15 protein-coding genes and 1 pseudogene are annotated in these 13,725 nt (G+C 63.8%); 6 read left to right on the forward strand and 10 right to left on the reverse strand.

Annotated elements, in window-relative coordinates:
- The 3 genes and pseudogenes from RB623_RS29940 to RB623_RS29950 all read right to left on the reverse strand — a co-directional run.
- The coding region (locus tag RB623_RS29940) for a transposase (protein ID WP_308056871.1) at positions 1–128 on the reverse strand (128 nt) is incomplete at its 3' end.
- A gap of 246 nt (positions 129–374) precedes the next feature.
- A pseudogene (locus RB623_RS29945) lies at positions 375–620 on the reverse strand (IS6 family transposase); the annotation flags it as partial.
- A 319-nt stretch (positions 621–939) separates the two neighbouring features.
- A complete protein-coding gene (locus tag RB623_RS29950) occupies positions 940–1,740 on the reverse strand; it encodes a LuxR C-terminal-related transcriptional regulator (protein WP_374121763.1) in 801 nt (266 codons plus the stop codon).
- A gap of 130 nt (positions 1,741–1,870) precedes the next feature.
- On the opposite strand from RB623_RS29950, the gene RB623_RS29955 reads away from it, so the two are divergent.
- Genes RB623_RS29955 through RB623_RS29975 form a run of 5 tightly spaced genes read left to right on the forward strand, consistent with a single transcriptional unit; the run spans position 1,871 to position 6,572 of the window.
- Positions 1,871–2,932, forward strand: a complete 1,062-nt coding sequence (locus tag RB623_RS29955) for an ABC transporter ATP-binding protein (RefSeq protein WP_308060898.1) — start codon at positions 1,871–1,873, stop codon at positions 2,930–2,932.
- Between the two features lie 34 nt (positions 2,933–2,966).
- Entirely contained in the window at positions 2,967–4,118 is a 1,152-nt protein-coding gene (locus RB623_RS29960) for a spermidine/putrescine ABC transporter substrate-binding protein (protein WP_308060900.1), read from the forward strand.
- Positions 4,119–4,125: 7 nt separating this feature from the next.
- Positions 4,126–4,986, forward strand: a complete 861-nt coding sequence (locus RB623_RS29965) for an ABC transporter permease (protein ID WP_308060902.1) — start codon at positions 4,126–4,128, stop codon at positions 4,984–4,986.
- A complete protein-coding gene (locus RB623_RS29970) occupies positions 4,986–5,810 on the forward strand; it encodes an ABC transporter permease (RefSeq protein ID WP_308060903.1) in 825 nt (274 codons plus the stop codon). Before RB623_RS29965 ends, RB623_RS29970 begins: the two co-directional genes overlap by 1 nt.
- A complete protein-coding gene (locus tag RB623_RS29975) occupies positions 5,811–6,572 on the forward strand; it encodes an SDR family oxidoreductase (protein ID WP_308060904.1) in 762 nt (253 codons plus the stop codon).
- A gap of 102 nt (positions 6,573–6,674) precedes the next feature.
- On the opposite strand, the gene RB623_RS29980 is transcribed toward RB623_RS29975, so the two are convergent.
- Genes RB623_RS29980 through RB623_RS30010 form a run of 7 tightly spaced genes read right to left on the reverse strand, consistent with a single transcriptional unit; the run spans position 6,675 to position 13,033 of the window.
- On the reverse strand, positions 6,675–7,028 hold the full coding sequence (locus RB623_RS29980) for a cupin domain-containing protein (RefSeq protein WP_308060906.1): 354 nt from the start codon (positions 7,026–7,028) through the stop codon (positions 6,675–6,677).
- A 23-nt stretch (positions 7,029–7,051) separates the two neighbouring features.
- Entirely contained in the window at positions 7,052–8,437 is a 1,386-nt protein-coding gene (locus RB623_RS29985; RefSeq protein WP_308060908.1) for an FAD-binding oxidoreductase, read from the reverse strand.
- Positions 8,438–8,461: 24 nt separating this feature from the next.
- Complete coding sequence (locus RB623_RS29990) at positions 8,462–9,574, reverse strand: ABC transporter ATP-binding protein (RefSeq protein ID WP_308060910.1); 1,113 nt, start codon at positions 9,572–9,574, stop codon at positions 8,462–8,464.
- 1 nt (position 9,575) lies between these two features.
- Complete coding sequence (locus RB623_RS29995; RefSeq protein WP_308060911.1) at positions 9,576–10,361, reverse strand: ABC transporter permease; 786 nt, start codon at positions 10,359–10,361, stop codon at positions 9,576–9,578.
- Complete coding sequence (locus tag RB623_RS30000; protein WP_308060913.1) at positions 10,361–11,257, reverse strand: ABC transporter permease; 897 nt, start codon at positions 11,255–11,257, stop codon at positions 10,361–10,363. Before RB623_RS30000 ends, RB623_RS29995 begins: the two co-directional genes overlap by 1 nt.
- 16 nt (positions 11,258–11,273) lie before the next feature.
- Positions 11,274–12,344: an extracellular solute-binding protein gene (locus RB623_RS30005; RefSeq protein WP_308060914.1), complete on the reverse strand. Its 1,071-nt coding sequence runs from the start codon at positions 12,342–12,344 to the stop codon at positions 11,274–11,276.
- Positions 12,341–13,033 carry an XRE family transcriptional regulator gene (locus RB623_RS30010; RefSeq protein WP_308060915.1) on the reverse strand — a complete coding sequence of 231 codons (693 nt, stop codon included), beginning with the start codon at positions 13,031–13,033 and terminating at the stop codon, positions 12,341–12,343. The genes RB623_RS30005 and RB623_RS30010 overlap by 4 nt, the downstream gene beginning before the upstream one ends.
- A gap of 228 nt (positions 13,034–13,261) precedes the next feature.
- On the opposite strand from RB623_RS30010, the gene RB623_RS30015 reads away from it, so the two are divergent.
- Positions 13,262–13,725: aldolase/citrate lyase family protein (locus RB623_RS30015; RefSeq protein ID WP_308060917.1), on the forward strand; the 464-nt coding region annotated here is incomplete at its 3' end.

Genomic DNA, 13,725 nt, shown 5'->3' on the forward strand with positions numbered 1-13,725 from the left:
TCGCGCAGCAACTCGCGGCAGCGGTTGCCCACGTCACCCCCGAGCACCGCGTAGCGGTACTTCGTCACCCAAACCAGATGATATTTGCAGTCCCATACCGTGTGGCTGCCACGCTTGTATTCTTCCATGCAGCCAATCTACACCGGATGCGCCTCCATCCCAGCCGCCTAAAGGCGTGGGGTTTCCTGATCCCCTATCGGGACTCTAAACCTCACCTGACGGGACTGAAATCCGCCTTTTCTACAACGCTCACCACCACGGCTCTTTACCGTCGCAGCTTGCAGTGGTTTGAAGCCTACCCCTGTCGGTCGGCTTCGAGGGGCCCGCCCTCATCTTCCATGCAGCTCAGCCCCCCACTGCGGGAGCCTTCGCGGCACACCTTCGTCCATGTGCCATTGGTCGCCAGGCGCAGGCCGATCGCGCCGGATGCATTCGGCGAAACGTCGGCCGAAACGGTTGATCCAAAGCCGGATTGCTTCCCGGCTGATCCTGACGCCCCGCTCCGCGAGCAGATCTTCGACATCCCATGTGCTGAGGGCAAAACGGTGATGGCCCAAACCGCGTAAGCGATGATCTCGCGCGGGAAACGAAAGGCGGGGCATTGACGTCGGGATATTCATCCAGAACGAGTACCGTAGGTGGGTGGCTCAGACAACTTGGCGGTACCGGTGTGCCTGTCCGGGGTCCTTTTTCGTTTCGGGCCGGCTGCCAAGCCCTGATGCGTCCCGAACTACGGAGCGCGCCGTAACCGTTAGGGATTTCCACAGGCAAGAGGGTTCTACGCCGCAATTATGTGGCGAGCGGCCACGCTCTGGCCGCAAGACCCGGACGGAGCGCAGATACGCGCGGGAGGGGAGGCAACGGTGGCAGCGCGGCCAAGAACATTTCGCCCCCGATAGCCGCGCCCACGTAATGAGCTTTTTGTTCTTGGGCGGCTCGTCACATGTTTTTAAGATATAGCGACAGGAGTTGCGTTTGCGAGGAAATGCCGAGCTTCCTGTAGACGTTGCGACGGTGGACCTTGACGGTGCCGGTCGCAATGGCGAGCCGCCGCCCGACCGCCTCGGACGAGTGACCCTGAAGCACGAGATCAACGATCGCGGCCTCGCGTGCGGTGAGGTCGAGCTGACCCCAAACGCCGTTGGCGCGAGAATGGGCGGTCTCCGGGTTGCGGTTCCTGCGGGCCGCCCGGTCAAATCGGGCCGCGAGATCCTGCCAGAACCGTTCGACCAGCGCGGCGACGAAAGGTTCCGCCTGCCTCAGCAGATCGAACTCGCGCGCGGAGAACGCACGCGTGGTCGCCTTGCGCATGAGCGACAGGACCAAGGTAACACCTTCGCGTGTGGGCACGAAGAAGCCGATCTCTTCGGCCAGTCTGGTCTGGGAGTAGTAGGTCCGGAAATACTCGCTCGAAAAGAAGCGGTCGGGCGCCAGCTCGCGCATCCGAAAGATGCCTGACCGCCCGGCTCGCGCGGCATGGAAGAACGGGTCGAGCAGATAGGAGCCCGCCTGGTAGAGCGTGACGAACACACGATAGTCGTCGGGACCGAAGGTCGAATGGAGATCGAGAGGCCGCTCCTCGCCGCGATAGGCGAAGACAACGACGAAGTCGAAACGCGCCAGCGCCGCCATGGCTTCGCCAAAAGCGTCCCCGACCGCCGCGTCGGGCAGGGACGACGTTGTCAGCAAGCCGGGAATGCTGCCGAGCAGTCGGCCGAGGTCGGGACGCGTCATGGTCATGACCTATACCTTGCTGGCGACAATATGAAAGAGAATACCCCTCTTGGGGTATATCCCGCAATGCCGCCTCTTCGGTAGAGTCCAGACGTTGGTGGTGGCAGCGGATCATGGGGATGGAGTTGCGGGACCAGTGACCAGCGCAGCGAACGACGTCGAGTTCCGCTCCGTCAGCAAGCGCTATGGCGAGGTGCGGGCTGTGTCCGATGTCGATCTTGCAGTGCCCAAGGGTGCCTTCGTCGCGCTGCTCGGTCCCTCGGGCTGCGGCAAGACCACCTGCCTGCGCATGATCGGCGGCTTCGAGCAGCCCAGCGAGGGCACGGTGCTCGTCGACGACCGGCCGATGAATGGCGTGCCGCCCTACCGGCGCCCCGTCAACATGGTGTTCCAGCATTATGCGCTGTTTCCCCATCTCGACGTGGAGGCCAACGTCTCCTACGGCCTGCGCCAGATGCGGCCGCGCATCGACCGGCGCGAGGTCGCACGGCGAACCGGCGAAGCGCTCGAGCTGGTGCGGCTCGGCGGCTATTCGGCGCGCAAGATCCACGAACTGTCCGGCGGCCAGCAGCAGCGGGTGGCGCTGGCGCGCGCCATTATCAACCGCCCGTCGGTGCTGCTGCTCGACGAGCCGCTCGCAGCGCTCGACCGCAAGCTACGCACCGCCATGCAGATCGAGCTGCAGAGCCTGCAGCGGGAGCTGGGCATCACCTTCGTCCTCGTCACGCACGACCAGGAGGAGGCGCTGTCGATGAGCGACTTCGTCTGCGTCATGAATGCCGGCCGGGTGGTGCAGATGGCGCCGCCGCAGGAGGTCTACGACAGGCCCGGCACGCTGTTCGTCGCCGATTTCGTCGGCAAGACCAACCGGCTCTCCGGCGTGGTCGAGGCGGGCGGGAGGACCCTGCGTCTGGCTGACGGGCGCGCGTTGCCGGTCTCCTCGCAGGCGCCCGGCGCCGTAACCGCTGTGCTGAGGCCCGAGGCGATCGCAATCGCACATGGCGAAGGCGATGGCCTGGCTGGCACGGTCACGCACCGCATATTCCTCGGCAACGCCGTGGAATATGCTGTCGCCGCAGACGGCATTGGCGAAATGCTTGTCACCGCCGACCGCAGCGCCGCGCAGACACTCGCCGACCCCGGCGACCGCGTCACGTTGCGTTTTGCACCCGAAAGCCTGCTGGTCTTCCCGACCTGAACGAATTCAATCCAGAACGAAAAGGGGAACGTGCATGTCAAAGTTCATCACCAAACCGATCACTGCATCGGAATTCACCAGCGAGTTCATGCGCTTGAAGCGTGGGTCCGTGACCCGCCGCCACTTTCTTGGCATTACCGGACTGGGGCTCGCCGCCGCCGTCATGGGGCGCTCGGGCGCGTTCTCGCTCGAAGCCCATGCCCAGGACCTCGGCACACAGATGTCCCTCGCGACCTGGCCGAATTACCACGACCCGGCCACCTTCGAGGCCTTCACCGTCAAGACCGGCGTCGCCGTCGAAGTCAACGTCTTTGGCTCGAACGAAGAGATGCTGGCCAAGCTTCAGGCCGGCGGCACCGGCTGGGACCTGTTCGTGCCGACCAACTACACGATCTCCACCTATGCCAAGCTCGGCCTGATCGACCCGCTCGACCTGTCGAAGCTGCCCAACTACGACCCGAAGACCGAAACGCCCCGGTTCACCAACGAGGGCATCATCGACGGCAAGACCTATGCCGTGCCGAAGAACTGGGGAACGACCGGCATCGCCATCAACACCGGCAAGCTGAAGACGCCGGTGACAAGCTGGAAGGAGTTCTTCGAGCTGGCGCAGACCGAGGCCGGCGGCCGCGTCATGGTGCACGACTACCAGCTCACCACCATCGGCAACGCGCTGGTCTCGCTCGGTTACAAGTTCAACTCGATCGACCCGGCCGAACTCACCAAGGCCGAGGAGCTGCTGATCAAGGTCAAACCGCACCTGTTCGCCATCAACAGCGACTATCAGCCCGGCATGCGCGCCACCGACGCCTGGATGACCATGTGCTGGACCAATGACGGCGCGCAGCTCAACCGCGACATGCCCGAGATCGCCTTCGTCCTCGGCAAGGACGGCGGCGAAATCTGGTCCGATTTCTATGCGATCCCGACGAGTGCTGCGAACAAGCCAGCCGGCTATGCGCTGCTCGACTACCTGATGACGCCGGAGAACGCGGTCAGGGAGCACATTGCCAACGGCGCGCCGACCACCGACAGCCGTGTCCTGGCGCTGCTGCCGGCCGAGGTCACCGGCAACAAGATCGTCTACCCGGACGAAGCGGCTCTGACCCCGCTCGAATTCGGCGCCGCGGTGACGTTGACCGATCCGGCGCGCGCCGAAGTCATGGCCCGCTTCAAGTCGGCCTGACCGCACGATGGCGGCAAACAGCAGACGCAGCCTGGTGACGGCGGCGTTCGTCGCGCCGGCCGCTCTTTGGCTCGCCGTCTTTCTGGTGCTGCCCTTCATCGCCATGCTGGTCTTCGCCTTCGGACGCCGTGCGCCCGAAGGCGGCTATCTGCCCGCCTTCACCTTCGAGCAGTTCCTGAACCTACCGGCGCGCGCCACGGCCTTCGGCAACACACTGCTGCTCGCGCCCGTCGGCGCGCTGCTCTGTCTGCTCGTCGCCTATCCCGTCGCCTACTATCTGGCGCTGCGCGCCGATCCGCGCCATCGCCTCGTCCTGATTTCGCTGATCGTCGTGCCGTTCTGGACCAGCCTTCTGGTGCGCACCTATGCGTGGATGTACATTCTGGGCTCGCGCGGCCTTCCCAGCCTGCTGGAGGCAGTCGGCTTGCCCGACATCCGCATGCTCAACACGCCCGGCGCGGTGCTGGTCGGCATCCTCTACGGCTACCTGCCGCTGATGATCATGCCCATCTATGTGTCGCTGGAGAAGCTCGACCGCCGGCTGCTCGAGGCCTCGGCCGATCTGGGCGCCCGCCCGGTCGCGACCTTCTTCGGCGTTACACTGCCGCTGTCCATGCCCGGCGTCATGACCGGGACGGCGCTCGTCACCATTCTCCTGCTCGGCGAATATCTGATCCCGCAGCTTCTCGGTGGCGGCAAGGTGTTCTTCATCGGCAATGCGCTGGTCGACCTCTTCCTGCAGTCGCGCAACTGGCCGTTCGGCTCGGCCATCGCCGTCACGCTGGTGCTGGTCGTGGTGGTGGTGCTCACCGTCGCCATGCGGATCGCCTGGCGTTTCGCCGGCACGCGGCGGGTCGACCTCGTCTGATGCGCGCGCTCGTCTTCCTCGTCTATCTGTTTCTCTATGCGCCGATCGCGCTGGTGGTGCTGTTCTCGTTCAACGCCGGGCGCAGCGCCAGCGAGTTTACCGGCTTCTCGGTTGCCTGGTACGGCAAGGCCTTCTCCAACACCTTCCTCGTCCAGGCGCTCAGCAACAGCCTCTTCATTGCCGCCGCGAGCGCGGCCCTCGCGGCAGTGTTCGGCACCATGGCCGCGCTTGCCATCGAGCGCATGGGCGTTCGCATGCGCCTCGTCTTCGAAGGGCTGTTCGCCGCAGCCATCGTTGTGCCCGGTGTGGTGATCGGCATCGCAACGCTGGTGGCGCTCGCCGCCGTCTTCTCGATCCTCAACCCGGTGATCGCCGGCATCTGGCCGGGTGAGAGCCCGCCGCAGTTCGGACTGGGCTATGCCTCGATCATCGCCGCCCACGGGCTGTTCTCGATGGCGGTAGTGACGATGATCGTGCGCGCCCGCATCGCCAGCCTCGGCCGCGATATCGTCGAGGCATCGGATGATCTCTATGCGACGCCCTTCGGAACCTTCCGCCAGATCGTGCTGCCGCAGATCATGCCGTCGATTCTCGCCGGCTTCCTGCTCGCCTTCACCTTCTCCTTTGACGATTTTATCATCGCCTTCTTCGTCGCGGGCTCGAACACCACGCTGCCGATCTACGTCTTCGCCTCGATCCGCCGCGGCGTCACCCCCGAGATCAACGCGGTGGCCACCTCCGTGTTGGTGGCGTCGCTGATCCTTATCCTCGCGGCGCGTCTGCTGATGCGCGAGAAGAAGACCAGACCTTTAGGGGAGGACTAGATGATCCTGAAGGACCGCGTCGCGCTGGTCACCGGCGCCGGCTCGGGCATCGGCCGGGCCGGCGCCGCGCTGATGGCGCGCGAGGGCGCGCATGTGGTGATCCTCGACCGCGACGCCAAAGCCGGCGCGGACGCGGCGGCGGCAATCCGCACCGAGGGGCTTCGGGCGGAATACCACCCGATCGATGTCACCGACGACACGGCTCTGTCGAGTGCGGTTTCGGACGTGCTTGGCCGGCTGGGCCGGATAGACATTCTGCACAACCACGCCGGCGCGCAGATCCCGGGCAGTTTGGAATCGGTCGATCCTGTCGGCTTCGATCTTTCCTGGACGCTCAATGTGCGGGCGCATTTCATGGCCGCACGCCTCGTCGTCCCGGCGATGAAGGCGGCGGGCAAGGGCGTTATCCTCAACACCTCGTCCAGTTCCGGCGTGCTCTACGACCGCGAGATGATCGCCTACACAACCAGCAAGCACGCGGTCATCGCCATGACCCGGCAGATGGCCGGCGACTACGCCCGCTTCGGCGTCCGCGTGAATGCCCTCTGCCCGGGATGGGTCGACACCCCGTTCAACGATCCTTTCATCGGCCAGATAGGCGGACGGCAGGCGATCGAGGCCTATATGCGCGAAAAGGTTCCGCTTGGTCGCTGGGGAACGGTCGAAGAGATGGCCGAGAGCATCCTGTTCCTCGTCTCGGACCGCTCGTCCTACATGACCGGCCAGATCCTTGTGGTCGATGGCGGCGAGACGATCGTCTGAAGCCAAGGACTGGCGGCGCCGGAATCGACGGGGCAGATCCGGATCCCGTTTCTTTGGTTGCCTGCGCAGTAGCGCATGAAAACTGAAACCACCGACCCGTCTTCAAGCCTTGTGGATGACGTAGAGCTTGCGCGTCGTCTCGTGGATCGTCCATTCGCCGTGCCAGCCCAGCGGCAAAACCAACAGCTCGCCGGCGCCGACTTCCTGGGCGGCGGCGCCCGGTCCGTGTAGCGTCACGCGGCCGGAGACGATGTGGCAGATCTCGGAATTGTCGTCGCGACGCGCGGTGAAGCGGCCCGGCGAGCACTCCCACACGCCGACCTCGATATTGCCGTCCGCAGACGTCCAAAGGGCGCGCGCGGCCTCGCGCTGATCGCCTTCGATCGAGGTCGGTTTCGGCTGCGGCGTGCCTAGATCGATGTCGGCCAGATGCAAGAAGGTCTGGAAGTCGATCATGATAGATGTCCCTGCTCGTTCCATCAGTGTCCGGTGATGCGGTCCGCCAAAGCGGCAAGTTTCGACGTACGGCCAAGCCCTTGCGCCTCGCGCGCGTCCGCGATCTGGTAGAGCTGGTACATGGCGTGGACGCCGAGCCATCGCAGCGGCTCCGGTTCCCATTTCTTGACCGTCCGGTTGACCCAGGGCAGCCGCGTCAGCTCCGTATCGCGGCCGAGCATCAGGTCGCGCAGCGTGCGTCCCGAAAGGTTCGACGTCGAGACGCCCAGGCCGACATAGCCGCCTGCCCAGCCGATACCGGTCTGCCGGTCGAACCCCACGGTCGTGCACCAGTCGCGCGGCACGCCGAGCGTCCCGCACCAGGCATGGTCGAGCCGCAGCCCCTTCGTCCGCGGCAAGAGCGTCGTGAGGATCGTGTGCAGTTGGTCGATCGTCGCTTGCTGCGTGACGCCGCGTTTGTCCGTCGCGGAGCCGAAGCGGTAGGGCACGCCGCGGCCGCCCATGGCGATGCGTCCCTCGCGCGTGCGTTGCGCGTAGCAATAGGTGTGCGCGCAATCGCCGACGACCTCGTGGCCGTCCCAGCCGATCTCCTTCCATAGGCTGTCCGGCAGCGGTTCGGTGACCACGATGGCGCTGTTCAGCGGCAACCATAGACGCTCGAATCCGGAAATGCCCGCGGTGAAGCCCTCGGTCGCGCGCACGATCTTTTCGGCTCTCACGACGCCGCGATTGGTTGTCACCTTGCCTTTTTCGATCGAGAGCACCGTCGTCTGCTCATAGATCGGGACGCCAAGCCGAGCGACCGCCTTGGCGAGGCCTTGAACCAGCTTGGCAGGCTGCACCCTCGCGACCTTCTTGATCACGAACGCGCCGCGCGCATTGTGAACGGCCACGCGACGCCGTGTCTGCGCGGCGTCGATGTAAGCGACCCTTTCGTCGGTCAGCTCCCAGGACTTCGCGTGGGCATGCATCGCCTTGGCACGCTCCTCCTGTGCCTCGTTGGTAGCAACCAGGAGCTCGTCGGTGCGACGAATGTCGGCATCTATCCCTTCCACATCGGCGACCGAGATCACTTCGTCGACGGTGCCGGTCATCGCGGCCTGCATGTCGATGACGCCACGGCGCGAGGAAGCCTTCTCGTATTTTTCACGCGACCAGGAGAAGCCGCCCGACAGCCAGCCGCCGTTGCGGCCTGAAGCGCCGTAGCCGGCGAACTCCTTCTCGAGGACAACGATTCGCAATGCCGGATCGGCCCGCTTCAGATAGTAGGCTGTCCATAGCCCGGTGTAGCCGGCACCGACGATACAGACATCGGCCTCGGCATCTCCGGGCAAAGGCGGCCGATAGGCGGGAGTGCCGCCGATATCGGCATACCAGAAGGAAACGTCGCCGTTCGTCTTAACGTCCATGTCGATTTGCTTTCGGGGTAGTGATCAGGTGAGAGTCAGGTCCGCCTTGTCGTCGTCGGCCAGCAGACGGGCGTCGCTGCCGGCGAAGAGGACATCGACCTCGTCGCCGATCTGGAAGGCCTCGTCCTCCAGCGTCGAGCGCACGACGGCTGTCGAGCCGTCGGCAAGCACCACCTCGTATTTCGAACCCGAACCGAGATAGATCGCCTCACCGACGCGGCCGGCCAGGGAGTTGCGATCGACGGAAATCCGGGCTCCTCGACGGACAAGCGCAAGTTTCTCGGGCCTCAGCAGCATCACTGGCGTGCCGCCATTCGGCAGACGCTTTCTTGTGACCGCTTTCTGGCCTCCGATGTCGATCGCCGTCTCGTCGCCGGAGGTCCGCGCCGTGCCGCGCAGCACGGTCGAGTCGCCGATGAACTTGCCGACGAAGAGCGTCGCCGGCTCATCATAGAGCTGGCGGCCGGTGCCGATCTGCTCGATGCGCCCTTGATTGAAGACCGCGATGCGGTCGGAGAGCACCAGCGCCTCTTCCTGATCGTGGGTGACGTAGACGAACGTGGTGCCGAGCTCGCGATGAATGCGCTTGATCTCGAGCTGCAGCCATTCGCGCAGCTTCTTGTCGAGCGCGCCGAGCGGCTCATCCATCAGCAGCAGCGGCGGGTCGAAGACGGTGGCACGCGCCAGCGCGACGCGCTGCTGCTGTCCGCCCGACAGTTCGCTCGGGAAGCGATGGCTGAAGTCCACCATCTTCACCATATCGAGCGCGCTCTGCACGCGGCGTTCGCGATGCTCCCTGGCCACGCCGCGCAAGGCGAGCGGGTAGGCAACGTTGCGACCGACGGTCATGTGCGGAAACAACGCGTAGTGCTGGAACACGACGCCGATGTTGCGCTTGTGTGCCGGCACGCCGACGACGCTCCGGCCGCCGACTTCGAGGACACCGGAACTCAGTTCTGTGAAGCCGGCGATGACGTTCAGCGTCGTCGTCTTGCCCGAACCACTGGGACCCAGAAGAGTCATGAACTCGCCGGCCTCGATATGCAGCGAAACGTCGTCCAGCGCGGTGAAGCCGCCGTATCGCTTGCTGACTGAACGGATGTCGATTGTCGCGCCACGCGATTCCGATGAAGCCATCCTAGCGTTTCCTCTGGCGTGAACCGACAAGCAGACCGGCGCCGATGACCAGCGAGGTCGCGATGAACAGCAGCGTGCCAACCGCCGCGACCGTTGGGTCAGCGTCGCGCGTGATGCTGGAGAATATCTGGACCGGCAGCGTCTTCAGATACGGGCTGGTGATGAACAGAGCGACGATGATCTCGTCGAACGATGTCACGAAGGCGAACAGGAGGCCGGACAGCATCCCCGGGGCGATGAGCGGCAAGGTCACCGTCCGGAAAGCGGTCAAGCGGCTAGCTCCCAGGCTGATCGCTGCCGTCTCCAGCCGCTTGTCGAAGACTTCGAGGCTTGCCGAAACAGCAATGATAACGAACGGCACGGCGAGCATGGTGTGTGCGAGCACGAAGCCGGTCAGAGTGCCGACCAGTTGCGTGTCGAGGTAGACGGCATAGATGCCAACGGCGAGCACGACGCCCGGCACGATCATCGGCGTGATCAGCACGGCCCGCAGCACGCCGCTCACGCGGCTCTTCATGCGGTCGAGGCCGAAGGCGGCCGAGGTGCCGATGATCGTTGCGAGCACCGCGGTGACGACGGCCACCTTCAACGAACTGACCAGGCTCGAAGACCATTCCGGGTTGCTGAAGAAGTTCTGGTACCATTGCCAGGAAAAGCCGGATGGCGGGAAGGCGAGCGACTTCTTGTCGTTGAAAGACATAGGCACGACGACGATCGTCGGCGCGATCAGCCAGACTGCGACGAGCAGGCAGAACAGACCGAGCAGAATGCGCGCGGGCAGCCTCATCAGCGTCGCGACCCCGTCTTGTGCGGCTGGCGCGTCAGCGGAGCGGCCAGCGCAAGCAGCACGAAGGTTGCAACCAGCAGCACGACGCCCATCGCCCCGCCTTTGCCCCAGTTCAGCAGGCTGAGCACCTGGTTCTGGATCAGCGTCGACAGCATGGTGGAGCGCGGGCCGCCGAGCAGCGCCGGCGTGATATAGAAGCCGAGCGCCAGGATGAAGACGATGATGGCGCCAGCGTAGAGACCCGGCAGCGAAAGCGGCACGTAGACCTGCACGAACGCCCGCGCAGGACTTGCGCCGAGGCTGCGGGCAGCCTGCATCAGCCGGAGGTCGATCGTCTTCATCACCGCGTAGAGCGGCAGGATCATGAACGGCAGCAGCACCTGCGCCATGCCTATGACGACGCCGGTCTGTGTGCGAATCAGCTTGATCGGGCTCAGGCCGACACCGCGGATCATCGAATTGATGACGCCTGAATCCTGCAGCAGGATCACCCAGGCGAGCGTGCGGACGACGCCACTGACCCAGAACGGTACCAGCACGCACAGGATGAGGATCAGCCGGACCCTGGGGCCGACAATGGTCATCGCGTAGGCGTACGGATAGCCCGCGACGACGCAGACCAACGTCACCCAGGCCGAAATGGTAAAGGTCCGCTGCAGCACCGTCAGGTTGACCGGGCTGCCGAAAAACCAGACGTAGTTCTGCAAGCCCCAGCCGGGTTCGGAAAAACTGCGCAGCGTCACGATGGCAAGCGGCAAACCCAGCGCGACGAGCAACAGCAACAGCGCCGGCGCGACCAGCCAGAAAGGCTGGCCGCGGAACCATCGCCGCCTCTCGCCGGCCGCATCAGCCGGAGCCCTGCTCCGGCTGATTTCTGGGGTCGCTGTCGCCGCCACGTGGATGATCTCCGACCTAGTTGCCGGACATCAAGGCATTCCATTTCTCGTTGGCCACTTCGAAATTCTCGACCCAGAACTTGATGTTCTGCTGGTAGCCGAGCTTCAGCTTGTCAGGCGTATTGGTCATGAAAGAAGCCGTCACCTCGTCGACCTCCGGCTTGGCGTCCTTGTGGATGGGCGTGTACGAGGTCGTCTTGGCAAGCACCTCCTGCGAAGTCTTGCCGACATAGGCGTTAATCAGCGCATGCGCGGCGTCGGGATCCTTGACGCCCATCGGGATGGTCATCTGGTCCATGACCACCAGCCAATCCTGCCAGGCAGGCGTGTACTTCGCACCGTTCTTGACGGCGGTCATGGCGCGGCCGGTCCACATGGCGATCATATCGGCTTCGCCGGATTCGGCCAGTTGCTGGGAATCGGCGCCGGTCTTCCAGAAGATGGTGTCGGGGCCGAGCGACCTGACCTTCTCGATCGCCTTGTCGATGTCGGCAACCGTCATGTTCTCGACCGAGCCGCCGGCGGCAAGCAGGGCCTGCTCGATCATCCCGCCCGAGAGGTCGCCACTGCCTTCGAGGGCACGTGAGCCGGGAAATTTCTCGATGTCGAAGAAGTCCTTCCAGCTCTTCGGCGGATTGTCCTTGTATTTATCGGTGTTGTACATCAACACCACGCCATAGTTCATGGCCGGCACGCTGCACTCGCTGATCTGACCTTTGGGAATGTTCGAGGTATCGATCTTTGAGAAGTCAAGTTTCTGGAACAGCTTTCCGCAGTAAACGAAGGGCGGGAAGTCGCCGGTGTCGACAACGTCCCAAGTGACGTTGCCAGATTCGACCTGAGCCTGGAGCTTCGAGATTTCAGTCGGGCCGTCGCTGAGCAACTGGACGCCTGACTTGTCAACGAACTCCTTCAAAGCGGCGATCTGGCCGTCCTGATAAATGCCGCCATAGGACACGAAGGTGAGCGTCTTGTCCTTCAGCGAGCCGTCGCCCACCTGCCCAGCGACCGGCTTGTCCTGCGCCAGCGCGGCCGTCGTCGCCATCAGCAGAGCAAGCGCCGTCGCTTGTCCGAACTTGATCATCATTTTGGTCCTCCCGTTGATTTTGCCCGCGTTGCATGAGTGCCCGGCCGCGAGCCGTTTCCGGGCTTGTACTGATTGAGCTCCGCTGCGCCGCTTGTAGGCGGAGCGATGATCCAAAGCACCTCGGCAGGGGTGGGTCCCACATTCACCGTACGGTGCGGCGTCGAAGTCGCGTATTCGATGCTGTCCCCCGCGTTCATCACGAAGCGTTCGTCCGCAAGAGTGAGTTCGACCGAGCCAGTCAACACAAGGAACATCTCGTGCCTGCCTCCATGCGAATACGGTTCATCTCCAGTCGAACCGCCGATGTCGAAATGGCCGGCATAGACCTCGAACTCATGTATCGGGCGGCGCGACAGCAGCATCTTGCGGCACCCGTTGGTGGCTGGCAGCGTCGGCCGATCCACCTTGGCGAGAACTTTGTGCAGAGGGCTTTCTGTTTCGTCGAATAGATCGTTGATACCGAGGCCCAGTGCTGCGGCGATCCGCATCAGCGTGCTTGCACTAGCGCCACTGAGGCCCCGCTCCAGTTGGCTGATGAAGCTTGCCGTGGTGCCTGTCAGATCCGCGAGCTCGCGCAGGGATATCCTGCGCCCGGTGCGGAACGTTTTGATTCGCGCACCCACGCCTGCCGTCGCCCCGCTGTTAGCCGAGTCATTTGCAGAGTCGATATCGGACGTGCGCTGCGCCATAACCCTAACGTTCACTTTACGCCTCATAAAGACCTACTTAACATCCTATTAAGTGGCGACTTCAAAGGCAAGCGGCACACGCCCACGACCAAGGAACAAAGATGACCCGGCCTCGCCTCGCCAGCAGACATCCGGCTTTCGCTTCCTCCAAGGTTTTGCAATTGCACTTCGTGATGTCGGGAGGCGATGGTGGGAGGTTGCTTTAGTGGCCTCAACAGCGACGGCGCCGTGGCGAAGTTGAGTGAAGTAACGTCGACAACTTCATATTCGAAGTTGCGAGTGCTGGTTGTCGCTCACGCTCGAGGGGTTGTGTTGCAAAATCTAGCGCGGGCGCAGATCGAAACCGGCGCGGGCGTCGAGAATGCACGCGAGATCGCGGAAGTCGACGGCGTCGATGTCATCTTCATCGGGCCGACCGACCTATCCGGCAGCATGCGCTTTCCCAACCAGACCGGCGCGCCGGAAGTCGATCGCCAGATCCGCCGCGCGATGGAAGCGGCGCTTGCGGCGGGAAAACCGCTTGCCACCGTGCCGCGCGTCGGCCGCAGCAGCACCGAACTTTTCGACGAGGGATTTAGAGTCCCCGATAGGGGATCAGGAAACCCCACGCCTTTAGGCGGCTGGGATGGAGACGCATCCGGTGTAGATTGGCTGCATGGAAGAGTACAAGCGTGGCAGCCACACGGTATGGG

The sequence above is a fragment of the Mesorhizobium sp. LHD-90 genome, assembly GCF_030929505.1.
In the GTDB taxonomy this organism is placed as follows: domain Bacteria; phylum Pseudomonadota; class Alphaproteobacteria; order Rhizobiales; family Rhizobiaceae; genus Kumtagia.

Excerpts from the sequence above, each read along its gene's own strand:
- RB623_RS29960 (WP_308060900.1), top strand. The coding sequence starts at position 2,967 with ATGTCAAAGTTCATCACCAAACCGATCACTGCATCGGAATTCACCAGC.
- RB623_RS29990 (WP_308060910.1), bottom strand. The coding sequence starts at position 9,574 with ATGGCTTCATCGGAATCGCGTGGCGCGACAATCGACATCCGTTCAGTC.
- RB623_RS29985 (WP_308060908.1), bottom strand. The coding sequence starts at position 8,437 with ATGGACGTTAAGACGAACGGCGACGTTTCCTTCTGGTATGCCGATATC.
- RB623_RS29965 (WP_308060902.1), top strand. The coding sequence starts at position 4,126 with ATGGCGGCAAACAGCAGACGCAGCCTGGTGACGGCGGCGTTCGTCGCG.
- RB623_RS29995 (WP_308060911.1), bottom strand. The coding sequence starts at position 10,361 with ATGAGGCTGCCCGCGCGCATTCTGCTCGGTCTGTTCTGCCTGCTCGTC.
- RB623_RS29970 (WP_308060903.1), top strand. The coding sequence starts at position 4,986 with ATGCGCGCGCTCGTCTTCCTCGTCTATCTGTTTCTCTATGCGCCGATC.
- RB623_RS29950 (WP_374121763.1), bottom strand. The coding sequence starts at position 1,740 with ATGACCATGACGCGTCCCGACCTCGGCCGACTGCTCGGCAGCATTCCC.
- RB623_RS29975 (WP_308060904.1), top strand. The coding sequence starts at position 5,811 with ATGATCCTGAAGGACCGCGTCGCGCTGGTCACCGGCGCCGGCTCGGGC.
- RB623_RS30010 (WP_308060915.1), bottom strand. The coding sequence starts at position 13,033 with ATGGCGCAGCGCACGTCCGATATCGACTCTGCAAATGACTCGGCTAAC.
- RB623_RS30005 (WP_308060914.1), bottom strand. The coding sequence starts at position 12,344 with ATGATGATCAAGTTCGGACAAGCGACGGCGCTTGCTCTGCTGATGGCG.
- RB623_RS29980 (WP_308060906.1), bottom strand. The coding sequence starts at position 7,028 with ATGATCGACTTCCAGACCTTCTTGCATCTGGCCGACATCGATCTAGGC.